We start from the raw sequence: 14,031 nt of genomic DNA, 5'->3' as shown, positions 1-14,031 counted from the left end.
GACCATGCCGACGCCCATTCTCGATTTCGACGCCCTCGCGCAAGCCATCTCAGGCCGCACGGTCCTGTGCGTCGGCGACATCATGCTGGACGAATTCGTCTATGGCGAGGTGTCGCGAATCTCTCCGGAAGCGCCGGCGCCGGTGATTGCCGCGCAGCGCAGCGAGATCCATATCGGCGGCGCCGGCAACGTCGCGCGCAATATCGCCTCGCTCGGCGCGCGCTGCATCTTCGTCGGCCTCGTCGGCGAGGACGATGCCGGTGCACGGCTCAAGGCCGCGCTCGCTGAGCACGACGGCATCGAAAGCGTGCTGGTGTGCGATCCGTCGCGGCCGACTACGCGCAAGGTCCGCTTCGTCTCCGAGCATTTTTCCACGCATATGCTGCGCGCCGATTGGGAGCATGCGGCGCCTGCCTCCGACGACATCGAGACCGGGCTGATCGAAGCAATCCTGCCGCAGATCGCGCGCGCCGACATCGTGCTGCTGTCCGACTATGCCAAGGGCGTGCTGACCGCGCGCGTGATCCGCCACGCGATCGACGCCGCGCGAAAGCTCGGCAAGCCCGTGATCGTCGATCCCAAGAGCCTGAACTGGGCGATCTATCGCGGCGCCACGCTGCTCACGCCCAATCGCAAGGAGTTTTCAGAGGCGACACGGAGCCGCGCCGACACGCCGCAGAGCATCGTCGACGCCAGTGAGGACGTGATGCGGCTCGCCGATTGCGAGGCGATCCTGGTCACGCAAGGCGAGCACGGCATGACGCTGGTGCCGCGCAACGGCGAGGCCGTTCATGTTCCGGCCGTCCCCGTGAAGGTGCGCGACGTCTCCGGCGCGGGTGACACGGTCGCAGCGGCCCTCGCGGTCTCGCTCGCCGCAGGCGCGGACTGGGACACAGCCCTGCGCATGGCCAATGCCGCCGCTGCCGTCGCCGTCGGCAAGCAGGGCACGGCCAGCGTGAGCGCGGCCGAGCTGCGCCGAAAGATCCTGCCGCAGGCCTATCTCGCTGCGGAGGAGAAGATCTTGCTCGAGCCTGATACGCTCGAGGCGCAGCTCGCCGAGTGGAAGAGGCAGGGCCTGCGCGTCGGCTTCACCAACGGTTGCTTCGACATCCTGCATCCCGGCCACGTCAAGGTGCTGACTGCGGCGCGCGCCGCCTGCGACCGCCTGATCGTGGGCCTCAACAGCGATGCCTCGGTGCGGCGGCTGAAGGGCGCCGATCGCCCGGTTCAGGACGAGCGGGCGCGTGCGGAAGTGCTCGCGGCGCTCGAAGCCGTCGATCTCGTCGTCATCTTCGAGGAGGACACGCCGATCGACCTGATCACACGGATCAAGCCGAGCGCGCTGGTCAAGGGCGGCGACTACACCCGCGAGCAGGTGGTCGGCCATGAAGTCGTCGAAGCCGCCGGCGGAACGGTCGTGCTGGTCGACATCCTCCAGGGTTTCAGCACGACCGCGCTGGTTCATCGCGCGCGGGGAGGGGGCAAGTGACGACGCTTGTCCGGGAGACGACCTTCCAGATGCTGGGGCGGCGCCTGCGCAGCCCGGCTGCCTGGTGCGAGACGGCCGACCTGTTCGCGATCCTGACCGTAGCGTCGCTGCCCTGGTCGACCTCGCTCGCTGCGATCTTCAACGCCGCGTTCCTGGTCTGCATCGTGCCGTTTCTCGACGTCCGCGCATTCCTGCAATCGCTGAAGCGCCCGATCGCAGCGGCGCCGATCGCGCTGGTCCTGCTCGCGCTGGTGGGCACGCTGTGGTCGGATGCGGCCTGGGGCGCGCGCATCTATGCGCTCAGTCCGACCGTCAAGCTGCTCGTGCTGCCGGTCTTCCTCTATCATTTCGAGCGCTCGCCGCGCGGCCAATGGATCTTCATCGCCTTCCTGGTGTCCTGCGCGCTGCTGTCGGTGATGTCGTGGCTGGTCGCTTTCTATCCCGGCCTGACGCTGAAGTCCGACCACCTCGAGCGCGGCATCTTCGTCAAGAACTACATCAACCAAAGCCAGGAATTCACGCTGTGCGCGGTCGCGCTCGCTTATCCGATCGTGATGCTGCTGCGTGAGAAGCGATACTGGCTTGCCGGACTCCTGACGGCGCTGGCGCTGAGCTTCTTCGTCAACATGGCCTTCGTGGTGGTATCGCGCACCGCGCTCGTCACTGTTCCGATCATGTTCGGCGTGTTCGCGCTGCTGCATTTGAGATGGCGCAGCATCGCGATCATCTCTGTCGCGCTGCTCGCCGGCGCGGCCCTCGCCTGGCAGGCATCGCCGCACTTGCGCAAGACTGCCGACACGTTTGTCAGCGACTACACGCGCTATGTGGAAAAGGGCGAGCCGACCTCGATGGGCCTGCGGCTCGAATTCTGGCGGAAATCGCTCGGCTTCTTCGCGGAGGCGCCGATCAAGGGCCACGGCACCGGCTCGACGCGCGGGCTGTTCGAGCAGGCGAAGACGGGAAGCGGCTACCAGGCCTCCGCCGAGGTGATTGGCAACCCGCATAACCAGACGCTCAACGTCGCGGTGCAATGGGGCGTTCTCGGCATCGCCGTTCTCTACGCGATCTGGATCCTGCATCTACTGCTGTTCCGCGGCGACGGGCTGGCCTATTGGGTCGGCCTTCTGGTCGTGGTGCAGAACGTCTTCACCTCGCTGTTCAACTCCCATCTGTTCGACTTCCACGAGGGCTGGATGTACGTCATCGGCGTCGGCGTCGCCGGCGGCATGGTGATCCGGGCACAACAGGCCGGGGCGAAGGTGGGGGAAGCCGGTTCCTGAACGGCCGCGCGGCTGGCAAGTCTTATGCTGGCATGTCTGTGCCAGATGGGCTATCAGCGCGGTCAGGTTGCACCTAACTGGATTTTCATCGGCCGGCGGATGACGCGTCTTTCGCATCTCACCTTGCGCAATTTCCTGATCGCGCTCCACGACCTGCTGGCGACGACGGCGGCGCTGTTCGCGGCTTTCTACCTGCGTTTCGAGGGCGGCGACGGCTTCTTCGACCGCCTGCCGCTGCTGTTCCGGATCCTGCCCTACTTCCTCGCCTTCAGCGTGGTCGTGTTCTTCCTCTCCAACCTGACTACGACGAAATGGCGCTTCATATCGCTGCCTGACGCGCTGAACATCATTCGGGTCGCGACCGTGCTGACGGTTGCACTGCTCGCGCTCGACTACATCTTCGTCGCTCCCAACGTTCGCGGCGCCTTCTTCCTCGGCAAGGTGACCATCGTCCTCTATTGGTTCCTCGAGATCGCCGCTCTCAGCGCCTCGCGCATGGCCTATCGCTATTTCCGCTATACGCGGGTGCGGCGCCATGCCCGCACCGAGGATGCCGCGCCGACCCTGCTGATCGGCCGTGCCGCGGATACGGAGGTGCTGCTCCGCGGCATCGAGAGCGGGGCGATCAAACGCGTCTGGCCGGTCGGCGTCCTGTCGCCGTCGAGGTCCGATCTCGGTCAGCTCATCCGCAACGTGCCGGTGCTGGGCAGTATCGACGATATCGAGGACGTCTTCGCCGATTTCGCCAAGCGCAACAAGGCGATTGCGCGCGTGGTCATGACGCCGTCGGCGTTCGAGCCCGAAGCGCATCCGGAATCGATCCTGATGCGGGCGCGCAAGCTGGGTGTGATCGTCAACCGCATGCCCTCGCTGGAGAGCGGCGATACGCCGCGACTCACGGCGGTCGCGGTCGAGGACCTCCTGCTGCGGCCGAGCGAGACAATCGACTATGCGCGCCTCGAAGCCCTGATCAAGGGCAAGGCGGTGATCGTCACCGGCGGCGGCGGCTCGATCGGCTCCGAGATCTGCGAGCGCGTCGTCGCCTTCGGCGCCGCGCGCCTCTTGATCGTGGAAAATTCCGAGCCGGCGCTCTACGCGGTCACGGAAGCGCTCGCCGCGCACGGCACGGCTGCCGAGATCGAAGGGCGGATCGCCGACATCCGCGACCGCGAGCGGATCATGCGCCTGATGGCGGAGTTCAAGCCGCAGATCGTGTTCCACGCCGCCGCGCTCAAGCACGTGCCGATCCTGGAGCGCGACTGGAGCGAGGGCGTCAAGACCAACATCTTCGGCTCGATCAACGTTGCCGACGCGGCGCACAGCGCCGGCGCCGAAGCCATGGTGATGATCTCGACCGACAAGGCGATCGAGCCGGTGTCGATGCTCGGCCTCACCAAGCGCTTCGCCGAGATGTACTGCCAGGCGCTCGACCACGATCTTGTCGCGGGGAGCGGCGGTGCGAGGCCGCCGATGCGGCTGATCTCCGTACGGTTCGGCAACGTGCTGGCGTCGAACGGCTCGGTGGTGCCGAAGTTCAAGGCCCAGATCGAGGCCGGCGGCCCCGTGACGGTGACGCATCCCGACATGGTCCGCTACTTCATGACCATCCGCGAGGCCTGCGATCTCGTCATCACGGCGGCAACGCATGCGCTCGGAACGCAGCGTCCCGATGTCTCGGTCTACGTGCTCAACATGGGCCAGCCCGTGAAGATCGTCGATCTCGCCGAGCGCATGATCCGCCTCTCGGGCCTCCAGCCCGGCTATGATATCGAGATCGTGTTCACCGGCATGCGGCCGGGCGAGCGCCTGAACGAGATCCTGTTCGCCTCCGAGGAGCCGACCCGCGAGATCGGTGTCGCCGGAATCATGGCCGCGCAGCCGAACGAGCCGCCGATGCAGACGCTGCGCAAATGGATCGCGGCGCTGGAGCAGGCGATCGCGCGGGACGATAGGGCCACGATCAAGACCATCCTGAAGGATGCGGTTCCGGAATTCGGATCGACCGCGGCCTGACCATGCAGTCTCAAGGCAAGATCGTCGTCGCGAGCCAGCATTATCCGCCTGATCCGAGCACGACGGCGGCGATCATGGCCGAAATCGCCTGCCGCATCGCCGGGGATCACGACGTCGTGGTGCTGTCGGGCTCATCGGGCGCATTGCCGGATTCGCAGGTCGGCCCGGGCAAGCCGCACGTCGTTGTCGTCAAGAACAAGATGGCGGGAAAGGCCGCATTGGTCCGGCGCGGCTTGTCCGAGCTGCTGTTCGCGGCGCGGACGTTCTTCGTGTTGACCCGGGCGCTGCGGCGAGGGGACGTCGTGCTCACCGTCACCGCGCCGTTCATGCTTCCTTATGCCGTTGCCGCAGCAGCGAAGGTCAAGGGCGCGCGCTCGGCGCTGATCATGCACGACCTCTTCCCCGACGTGCTGGTGATGGCGGGTCTCCTGAAGCCCGGTTCGATCGTGACGCGGGCGATGCGCGCCGCCAACAGCCTGATGTTCCGCGCGCTCAATGCCGTCATCACCATCGGCCGCGATGCCGAGCGGCCGCTGCTGAGCTATTCCGGGATGACGCGGAACAAGATCCGCTTCATTCCGAACTGGGCGACGCTCGTGCCCGGGGCGCGTCCGATCACATTGGATAATCCGTTCCGCAAGGCAATTTCCGCGCGTTTCATCGTCGGCCTCTCGGGCAATCTCGGCTTCACCCATGATCCGGAGATCGTTTTCGAGGCGGCGCGCCTCCTGAAGGACGAGCCGGGCATTCACTTCCTGTTCTCGGGCTGGGGCATCGGCTTCGAGCGTCTGAAGCAGTTGCAGACCGAGGCGAACCTTGCCAATGTCACCTTCGTGCCGCGGGTCGAGGATGCCGAACTCGAGGCGTTCCTGGCGGCCGCCAATCTCTGGATCATTCCGTACCGGAAAGACGTTGCAGGGGTGTCGGTGCCGAGCCGGTTCTACAACCTGCTGGCAGTCGGCCGTCCGGTCGCGCTGATCTCCGAGCCGGAGGCCGAGGCCGCTTTGACCGTGGTGGAGAATGGGCTCGGCTGGGTGGTGTCGCCGGGCCGCGCCGATCAGCTCGCCGACGCGATCCGCGCGGCGTCCCGTTCCGAGGATGCCGCCATGGCCGAGCGCGCGGTGAAGGCGGCAGCGAGATTCGACCGGACGATTGCGATGAACGCCTATGCCGGCCTGATCGACGAATTGTTGCGCAATCCTGTTCTGGCGGAGCAACGATGAGCGAGCGGAAACCAGTCGTGCTGATCACGGGAGCCAGCGGCTTCGTCGGCCGCCACGTCGCGCCCGCGCTGGCGCGCGAGGGATGGTCGGTCCGGCGGGCGGTGCGCAGCCCGGAAGGGATCGACGACGAGGTCGTGATCGAATCGATCGGTCCCGAAACCGATTGGCAAGCCACGCTCGACGGCGTCGACGCGGTGGTTCACCTCGCCGCGCGCGTGCATCACAAGCACGAGGAGCACGCGGTCCAGCTCTACCGCAACGTCAACATCGCCGGCACGCTGCACCTGGCGCGCTCCGCGGCGAGCGCGGGCGTGCGCCAGTTCATCTTCGTCAGCACCGTTCTCGTGCACGGCCGCAGCAATGAAGGCCGTGCGCCGTTCAGCGAGGACGACATCCTCACGCCGCGTGGCCTCTACGGCATGTCCAAGGCCGCGGCCGAGGCCGGCCTGAAGACGCTGGCGCGCGACAGCGCCATGAAGATTTCGGTGATCCGGCCGCCGCTGGTCTATGGCGCGGGTGCCAAGGGCAATTTCGCGCTGCTGACACGCGCGGTGAATCTGGGACTGCCGCTGCCCTTTGCGGCGATCCGCAATCATCGCGCGTTCCTGGCCGTGCAGAACCTGTCGTCGTTCATCCTGCGCCGGCTCGCGCACCCGGATCCTGCGAGCAATTTCGAGATCTTCCTGGTCGCCGACAGGGAGCAGGTCTCGACGCCCGAATTCATCGAGCGGCTGGCGAAGGCCGCCGGCAAGAACACGCGGATGTTCGGCATGCCGCCGGACCTGCTCTCAACGCTGCTCAGCGTGATGGGCCGGCAGGACACGCATGACAGCCTGATCGGCTCGCTCGAGCTCAACCTCTCCAAGGCGATCGCAACCGGCTGGCAGCCGCAAGTCACCCTCGACGAGGGCCTGCGGCTCGCACTGTCCGCTCAGGAGAATTGAGGGCGGGAGAACCGCCGAAGTACGAAAGCGATCGCGACGGCGCCTGCGACAAGCGCGGGCAATGTGACCGCCATCGAGCCGGCGCGAACGGTGGCGATGGCAAGCACGGCCAGCGCGAGGTTGAGCGCGAAGACCTCGCCGATCACCCGCGGGACCGCAAAACCATTGTCGGTCGCACGCTGATAGAAGTGCGAGCGATGCGCCGACCAGAACTGCTCGCGGCGCGCGATGCGGCGAAACAGGGTGATGGTGGAATCCGCGAGATAATAGGCTGGCAGCAGCAGCGCCGCGGCGGGTTGCCCGTGCCAGGCGAGCTCCAGCAGGCACCATCCGAGCAAAAGGCCGATCGGCAGGCTGCCGACGTCGCCCAAAAATACTCTTGCGACAGGCTTGTTGAACGGCGCAAAGCCGAGCATGGCACCGCACAGCGCCGTGGCGATCAGCACGCTGGGCCATGAGAGGTCACCGAGCCATCCGAGCAGAAGCAGCGCCGCGGTCACCGGCACCACTTCCGCCACCGTCATCAGGTCGAGCCCGTCCATGAAGTTGACGAGGTTCACGAACCAAACACCGGCGAGCAGGATGAGGCCGCGCTCCAGCGCGAGCGGCAGCGCCGGCACGATCCGCGCGGTCTCGGGCGCGGTGAACACGACCGCGCCGACGCAGGCTGCTTGCAGCACCAGCCGCGCCAGCACCGGAAGCGACACGATATCGTCGGCGAACCCGACCAGCGCGATCACGATCGTCGCAACGACGAGCGCGGGCGGGATCGGAACGTTCGCCCAGACCGCCCACGCCGACGTGACGACGAGCGTCGCGGCGATCACCGCGATGCCCGCGCCTTGCGGCGTCGGAATGCGGTGCGAGGAGCGCGCATTCGGCCGCGCCAGCGCGTAGCGCTGGAGCAGGGGACGGCTAGCCCAGGTGATGAGGGCCGATATCAGTGCGGCAATCGCGAGGGCAAGCAGCGAAGGCGCGGCGGCAACGGCATCAGTGACCGGGCTCACTCCGGTACCCCGAGCTGCGCCGACCCCTGCGCGGCCTTTTCCGCGCTCAGGATCCAGACCAGGCCACCGATCGCGCCGACGATGAACAACACCGCGCCGAACAGCAGCGAAATGTTGACGCCTTCGTTGGACGATAGCCCGGCGAAGCCGAAGGCCAGCCCCATGGTCGCCTCGCGCACGCCCCAGCCGGCGATCGAGATCGGCATCAGGGTGATCAGCATGATCGGCGGGATGAGCAGGAAGGTCTGGCCGAAGCTGACCGGTGCGGCGATCGACTGCACCACGCACCAGGCGATGACGACGGCGAGCACGTGAACGAGCAGCGACAGGACCGCGATGATCGGCCCGCGCGTCGGGCTGAAGATCACGCGGTTGGCGATCACGGCGCAGGCGTGGATGTGATGCGTAGCCCACCAGGTCTTCAGCCAAGGCCACTTCAGCGCGCCGAAGATCAGGAAACCGATGCCACCCGCAAGTGCGGCGAGGTCGACGAGCAGCAGCGCAGAGCGCCCGTGCGGATCGGTGATCAGATCGTAGCTCCAGGGCAGGCTTGCGACGACGACGATGGCGAGTGCGACGAGGCCGATCGCGCGATCGACGAAGATGGAATAGGTGGCCGCGCGCCATCCGGCGCCGGCGCGCGCCACCAGCCACAGCCGGACCGCATCGCCGCCGATCGCCGACGGCAGCGTCTGGTTGAAGAACGCGCCGATCACGTTGTAGCGCATGGCGCGGGCGAGCTCGAGCGGCGCGCCGCATGCGGCGCTGACCTCGCGCCAGCGCAGCACGCCGACGAAGATTTGCAGGAACGTCACCGCGATCGCCGCGCCGATCCAGAACAGGCTGGTCGCGGTGAAGCGCGAAAACAGCTCGGTCAGATCGACCTTGCGCAGCGCCAGATAGAGCAGCGCTCCGGAAATCAGGATTTTGGCCGTCGAAAGCAGGATTCGGCGCATCTCGCCCGCATGAACAGGGTTTGCGAAGATTTGAGGCAACCCGACGCAGGGCGCCGAATTCGGCCGCTTTGGTATGGTCTTGGCGCCGATCTTGCAATAGCTGTCTCTCGGGCTATTGCGACCCCCTCGCTGGCGCGGCTAAAGAGGCGCTGCGGGCGAGAGATCCCTTGGGAACAGGATGACGGATCAGGCGATTTTGGTCACCGGTGCCGCCGGGTTCATCGGCTTTCACGTCGCCCGGCAGCTTCTGGCTGAAGGCCGGCCCGTGGTCGGGCTCGACAATCTCAACAGCTATTACGATCCGGCGCTGAAACAGGCACGCCTGGCGCTGCTGCGGAACGATTCCCGCTTTTCCTTCGTCGAGGCCGATCTCGCCGACCGCGACACCATCGCGGCACTGTTTGCGCGACACCGATTTGCCAAAGTCGTGCATCTCGCGGCCCAGGCCGGCGTGCGCTACTCGATCGAGCGGCCGCAAACTTACGCCGATTCCAATCTATCGGGCTTCCTCAACGTGCTCGAGGGCTGCCGCAACAACGGTTGTCGTCATCTCGTCTACGCCTCGTCATCCTCCGTTTATGGCGCCAACACTAAACTGCCATTTGCCGTGCAGGACCGCACCGACCATCCCGTGAGCTTCTATGCCGCGACCAAGAAGGCGAACGAGATGATGGCGCAGTCCTACAGCCATCTCTACCGGCTGCCGGTCACGGGCCTGCGCTTCTTCACCATCTACGGTCCGTGGGGACGGCCGGACATGGCTATGTTTCTGTTCGTGAACGCCATCATGGCGGACAAGCCGATCCGGCTCTTTAACCATGGCAAAATGCGCCGCGACTTCACCTATATTGACGACGTCACCCGTGTAGTGTCCAAGCTCATCGATCGGGTGCCCGCGGATGACCCGGCTGCCGCAAATGCGCCGTCTAAGGTCTACAATGTCGGCAACCACCATCCGGAAGAGCTGATGCATGTCGTCGGACTTCTGGAGCAGGAGCTGGGTCGGACGGCAATCAAAGAATTGCTGCCGATGCAGCCGGGAGACGTTTTGGAAACGTTCGCGGATGTCGAGGACCTGATGCGCGATACCGGCTTTGCACCGTCAACGCCGATCGCGCACGGGGTTCGTAATTTTGTCACCTGGTATCGGGACTACTTCAAGGTTTGAAATGACGATGGACAAACGCATTATCCCCCTGATCATGTGCGGCGGTGCCGGCACGCGGCTGTGGCCGGCCTCGCGCGAGGTGCGCCCCAAGCAGTTCCTGCCGTTGTTCGGCACGCGCTCGACCTTCCAGGACACGCTGCTGCGCGTGTCCGATGCCTCGCTGTTCGATCGTCCGATCGTCATCACCAATGCGTCCTATCGCTTCATGGTGCTGGAGCAGCTCGCCGAGATCGGCATCGAGGCCGACGTGATCCTCGAGCCGATGCGGCGCGATTCCGGCCCGGCGATCGCCGCGGGCGCGGTGTTCGCGCAGAACCGCTCCGGTGAAGCGATCGTGCTCGCGCTCGCCGCCGACCACGTGGTGCAGGACAATGCGGCTTTCGTCGCGGCATGCCGCGAAGGCCTCACCGCCGCGAGCGCCGGGCGCATCGTCACCTTCGGCGTGAAGCCGGAGCGGCCGGCGACCGAATACGGCTATATCAGCCCGGGCGAGGTGATCTCCGGCGAGGTGCATGCCGTCGCGCGCTTCGTCGAAAAGCCCGATGCCGTGAAGGCGGCCGACTACGTCAGCTCGGGCTATCTCTGGAACAGCGGCAACTTCATGTTCCCGGCCACCGTCCTGCTCGACGAATATCGCAAGGTCGACGCGGCAAGCGTGGAAGCGATCTCCAACGCCGTCGCCAATGCGGGCCGCGATCTCGGCTTCGTGACGCTGGAGCCCGAGGCGTTCGGCGCGGCGAAGGCGATCTCGATCGACTATGCGGTGATGGAGAAGACCTCGCGCGCTGCGGTCGTGCCGGTGTCCTGCGGCTGGTCCGACGTCGGCTCCTGGCACGCGGTGTGGGAATTGTCGGACAAGGACGCGCAAGGCAACGCGTCGCACGGCACTGCCGTGTTCGAGGACTCGCGCAACTGCAACGTCACCACCGACCAGGCGCTGGTCGCGCTCGAAGGCGTCGACGATCTCGTCGTGGTCGCCACCGCGGATGCGGTGCTGGTCTCGCGCCAGAAGGACGCCAACGGCCTGAAGCGACTCGTGACCAAGCTCAAGACGGTCGCGCCCAAGGTCACCGAGGAGCATCTCAAGGTGCACCGGCCCTGGGGCAGCTATCAGTCCGTCGACAATGGCGAGCGTCACCAGGTCAAGCGCATCGTGGTGAAGCCGGGCGGGCGGCTGTCGCTGCAGAAGCATCATCATCGCGCCGAGCACTGGATTGTCGTGCGCGGCGCCGCCCGGGTCACCGTCAACGAGACCGTGAAGACGGTGCACGAGAACGAGTCGATCTACATCCCGATGGGCGCGGTGCACCGGATGGAGAACCCCGGTAAAATCATGCTGGAACTCATCGAGGTCCAGACCGGAAGCTATCTCGGGGAAGACGACATCATCCGGATTGAAGACGACTATCAAAGGTCGTAACCAGCAAACTCCGAATCACGTGACCCGGGCCGAGAAGGCGGTCTCTTTTCGGCCTAAGGCCCGGGTAACGTGTAATTTTTTGAATCAAATCGTGTCCGGATCGCTAGGCCGGCATTCGCCACAAATGTGGCGCCCGTGCTAGAAGCGGCCCGGGGATTTGTGTTGAATCGGGGTTTACTCAGATGAGTTCCAAAGGCTCTGCACCGGCAAAGGCCGGCTTGCGCGTCGGCGTCATTGGCGCGGGCGTGATGGGCAGCAACCATGCGCGCGTGCTCAGCGGGCTTCCCGGCGTCAGCCTGGTCGGCATCGTCGATCCTTCGCCGACGCACCGCACGCGCACCACCGAGCTTGCCAGCTGCCGGGGCTTCGAGACGCTCGAACAGCTCTTCGCCGAAGGCGTCGATGCCGTCACCATCGCGGCGCCGACCCATCTGCATCACGAGGTCGCGCTCGCCTGCATCGCCAGGAACATCCACGTGCTGGTCGAGAAGCCGATCGCCTCCACGGTCGAAGAGGGCCGCGAGATCGTCGCGGCCGCGCAGAAGGCCGGCGTGACGCTGATGATCGGCCACGTCGAGCGCTTCAATCCGGCGGTCGCCGCCGTCAAGCAGGCGATCGCGGGCGAGGATATTCTCTCCATCGCGATCACCCGCGTCGGCCCGTTCCCGCCGCGCATGTCCAATGTCGGCGTCGTCATCGACCTCGCCGTGCACGACATCGACCTGATCCGCTGGTTCACCGAATCCGACATCGTCGAGGTGCAACCGCAGCTGTCGAGCGCGGTCGCCGAGCGCGAGGACATCGCGCTGCTCCAGTTCCGCACCGCCAACGGCGTGCTCGCGCACATCAACACCAACTGGCTGACGCCGTTCAAGGCGCGCAGCGTCACGGTCGCGACCCGCGGCAAATACGTGATGGGTGATCTGCTCACGCGCCAGGTCACCGAATGCTTCGGCTTCCAGCCGGACGGCAGCTATTCGATGCGGCATCTGCCGGTCGGCCACGACGAGCCGCTCCGCGCCGAGCTGATCGCGTTCCTCAAAGCCGTGCGCGATGGCGAGACGCCGGCGGTCACCGGCGACGAAGGCGTCGCCAGCCTCGAGATCGCGACGCAGTGCCTGGAAACGCCGTCGCGGCCCGCGGCCAAGGCACCCGCCCGCACAGGCCCGCGCCGCGTCGCCGGCTGAACCCTTTCCATGTCGACTTCTCAAACTTCGCAAGAAAATCAGCAAGGCGCCATGAACCAGCATCTGCGTTCCGAACCCATTCCCTTCATCGACGTCGCCTCACAGCGCCGCCGGCTCGGCGACGCGCTCGATGCCGCCGTCAAGCGCGTGCTCGACCATTGCCAGTTCGTCAACGGCCCTGAAGTCGCCGAGCTCGAGAAGCAGCTTGCGGCCTATAGCGGCGCCAAGCATGTGATCGGCTGCGCCAGCGGCACCGACGCGATCCTGATGGTGATGATGGCGAAGAATGTCGGGCCCGGCGATGCCGTGTTCTGTCCGTCCTTCACCTTCATCGCGACCGCTTCGCCGGTGGCGCGGACCGGCGCGACGCCGGTCTATGTGGACGTGGATGAGACCACCTTCAACATGAGCCCGGAGTCGCTCAAGCGCGGCATCGCGACCGCTCGCAAGGCCGGCCTGAAGCCCGTTGCAGTGATTCCGGTTGACCTGTTCGGCCAGCCCGCCGATCACGATGCCATCGCCGAGATCGCGAAGGCCGAAGGCCTGTTCGTGCTCGATGACGCAGCCCAGGGCTTTGGCGCGAGCTACAAGGGCCGTAAGCTCGGCACCTTCGGGCTCGCCACTGCGACCAGCTTCTTCCCCGCAAAGCCGCTCGGCTGTTTTGGTGACGGCGGCGCGATCTTCACCGATGACGATGAGCTCGCGGCAACGCTGCGCAGCATCCGCGTGCACGGGCAGGGTGTCGACAAATACGACAACGTCCGCCTCGGCCTGACCGGCCGGATCGACACCATGCAGGCCGCGATCCTGATCGAGAAGCTGAAGATCTTTGACGACGAGATCGCTGCCCGCAATAAGGTTGCCGAGCGTTATGCGCGCGGCCTGTCCAATGTCGTCACCGTGCCGCGCCTTAGCCCCGGCAACACCTCGGTCTGGGCGCAGTACACCATCCGTCTCCCTGAGGGTACCGATCGCGACGGTTTCGCTGCCGCGCTAAAAGCCCAGGGCGTGCCGACCGCGATCTATTACGGCAAGTCGATGCATCAGCAGACCGCCTACAAGCAGTATCCGGTCGCCGAGGGCGGGTTGCCGGGCTGCGAGAGCCTGTCGCAGGACGTCATCAGCCTGCCGATGCACGCCTACCTGACCGAAGCCGATCAGGAGCGAATCATCGCCGCCGTCCACGGCGCGCTTGCGGCCTGATTTCGCCGTTTTTGCTGTTCTTGCCCTCTCCCCTTGTGGGAGAGGGTGGCTCGCCGCAAAGCGGCGAGACGGGTGAGGGGTCTCTCTCCGCGTGGAAAGTGCCGAGAGAGACCCCTCACCCTAATGAGTTCGTGTCAACTT

The 14,031-nt window shown here is 65.8% G+C and carries 11 protein-coding genes; 9 read left to right on the top strand and 2 right to left on the bottom strand.

Annotated features, from left to right (window positions below; translation table 11 throughout):
- Window positions 1–4 precede the first annotated feature (4 nt).
- The 5 genes from rfaE1 to NLM15_RS29910 all read left to right on the top strand — a co-directional run bounded on the left by rfaE1 (window position 5) and on the right by NLM15_RS29910 (window position 6,949).
- The gene (gene rfaE1, locus NLM15_RS29930; RefSeq protein WP_254121371.1) at window positions 5–1,489 is read left to right on the top strand and encodes a D-glycero-beta-D-manno-heptose-7-phosphate kinase; all 1,485 of its coding nucleotides are present in this window, start codon (window positions 5–7) and stop codon (window positions 1,487–1,489) included.
- Window positions 1,486–2,769: an O-antigen ligase gene (locus NLM15_RS29925; RefSeq protein WP_254121370.1), complete on the top strand. Its 1,284-nt coding sequence runs from the start codon at window positions 1,486–1,488 to the stop codon at window positions 2,767–2,769. Before rfaE1 ends, NLM15_RS29925 begins: the two co-directional genes overlap by 4 nt.
- Window positions 2,770–2,868: 99 nt before the next feature.
- On the top strand, window positions 2,869–4,782 hold the full coding sequence (locus NLM15_RS29920; RefSeq protein ID WP_254124490.1) for an SDR family NAD(P)-dependent oxidoreductase: 1,914 nt from the start codon (window positions 2,869–2,871) through the stop codon (window positions 4,780–4,782).
- A gap of 2 nt (window positions 4,783–4,784) precedes the next feature.
- Window positions 4,785–6,005, top strand: a complete 1,221-nt coding sequence (locus NLM15_RS29915; protein WP_254121369.1) for a glycosyltransferase family 4 protein — start codon at window positions 4,785–4,787, stop codon at window positions 6,003–6,005.
- Window positions 6,002–6,949, top strand: a complete 948-nt coding sequence (locus tag NLM15_RS29910; RefSeq protein WP_254121368.1) for an NAD-dependent epimerase/dehydratase family protein — start codon at window positions 6,002–6,004, stop codon at window positions 6,947–6,949. Before NLM15_RS29915 ends, NLM15_RS29910 begins: the two co-directional genes overlap by 4 nt.
- Here NLM15_RS29910 and NLM15_RS29905 read toward each other — a convergent pair.
- A complete protein-coding gene (locus NLM15_RS29905; protein WP_254121367.1) occupies window positions 6,937–7,956 on the bottom strand; it encodes a glycosyltransferase family 4 protein in 1,020 nt (339 codons plus the stop codon). The two genes, NLM15_RS29910 and NLM15_RS29905, sit on opposite strands and share 13 nt — an antisense overlap.
- On the bottom strand, window positions 7,953–8,912 hold the full coding sequence (locus tag NLM15_RS29900) for a lysylphosphatidylglycerol synthase transmembrane domain-containing protein (protein WP_254121366.1): 960 nt from the start codon (window positions 8,910–8,912) through the stop codon (window positions 7,953–7,955). Before NLM15_RS29900 ends, NLM15_RS29905 begins: the two co-directional genes overlap by 4 nt.
- A 178-nt stretch (window positions 8,913–9,090) precedes the next feature.
- Here NLM15_RS29900 and NLM15_RS29895 point away from each other — a divergent pair, with 178 nt between their 5' ends.
- From NLM15_RS29895 to NLM15_RS29880, 4 genes are all read left to right on the top strand, one after another.
- Window positions 9,091–10,080 carry an SDR family NAD(P)-dependent oxidoreductase gene (locus NLM15_RS29895; RefSeq protein WP_254121365.1) on the top strand — a complete coding sequence of 330 codons (990 nt, stop codon included), beginning with the start codon at window positions 9,091–9,093 and terminating at the stop codon, window positions 10,078–10,080.
- A gap of 7 nt (window positions 10,081–10,087) precedes the next feature.
- Entirely contained in the window at window positions 10,088–11,500 is a 1,413-nt protein-coding gene (locus NLM15_RS29890) for a mannose-1-phosphate guanylyltransferase/mannose-6-phosphate isomerase (RefSeq protein ID WP_254121364.1), read from the top strand.
- Between the two features lie 182 nt (window positions 11,501–11,682).
- A complete protein-coding gene (locus NLM15_RS29885) occupies window positions 11,683–12,687 on the top strand; it encodes a Gfo/Idh/MocA family protein (RefSeq protein WP_254121363.1) in 1,005 nt (334 codons plus the stop codon).
- Between the two features lie 51 nt (window positions 12,688–12,738).
- Window positions 12,739–13,890: a DegT/DnrJ/EryC1/StrS aminotransferase family protein gene (locus NLM15_RS29880; RefSeq protein ID WP_254121362.1), complete on the top strand. Its 1,152-nt coding sequence runs from the start codon at window positions 12,739–12,741 to the stop codon at window positions 13,888–13,890.
- The last annotated feature ends 141 nt before the right edge of the window (window positions 13,891–14,031 follow it).

Origin of the sequence: Bradyrhizobium sp. CCGB20 (assembly GCF_024199855.1) — a bacterium.
GTDB lineage: Bacteria > Pseudomonadota > Alphaproteobacteria > Rhizobiales > Xanthobacteraceae > Bradyrhizobium.
Note: the sequence above shows the minus strand (reverse complement) of the source record. Positions and strands in the feature narration are given on the sequence as shown.

Excerpts from the sequence above, each read along its gene's own strand:
- rfaE1 (WP_254121371.1), top strand. The coding sequence starts at position 5 with ATGCCGACGCCCATTCTCGATTTCGACGCCCTCGCGCAAGCCATCTCA.
- NLM15_RS29910 (WP_254121368.1), top strand. The coding sequence starts at position 6,002 with ATGAGCGAGCGGAAACCAGTCGTGCTGATCACGGGAGCCAGCGGCTTC.
- NLM15_RS29900 (WP_254121366.1), bottom strand. The coding sequence starts at position 8,912 with ATGCGCCGAATCCTGCTTTCGACGGCCAAAATCCTGATTTCCGGAGCG.
- NLM15_RS29890 (WP_254121364.1), top strand. The coding sequence starts at position 10,088 with ATGGACAAACGCATTATCCCCCTGATCATGTGCGGCGGTGCCGGCACG.
- NLM15_RS29920 (WP_254124490.1), top strand. The coding sequence starts at position 2,869 with ATGACGCGTCTTTCGCATCTCACCTTGCGCAATTTCCTGATCGCGCTC.
- NLM15_RS29895 (WP_254121365.1), top strand. The coding sequence starts at position 9,091 with ATGACGGATCAGGCGATTTTGGTCACCGGTGCCGCCGGGTTCATCGGC.
- NLM15_RS29885 (WP_254121363.1), top strand. The coding sequence starts at position 11,683 with ATGAGTTCCAAAGGCTCTGCACCGGCAAAGGCCGGCTTGCGCGTCGGC.
- NLM15_RS29880 (WP_254121362.1), top strand. The coding sequence starts at position 12,739 with ATGAACCAGCATCTGCGTTCCGAACCCATTCCCTTCATCGACGTCGCC.
- NLM15_RS29915 (WP_254121369.1), top strand. The coding sequence starts at position 4,785 with ATGCAGTCTCAAGGCAAGATCGTCGTCGCGAGCCAGCATTATCCGCCT.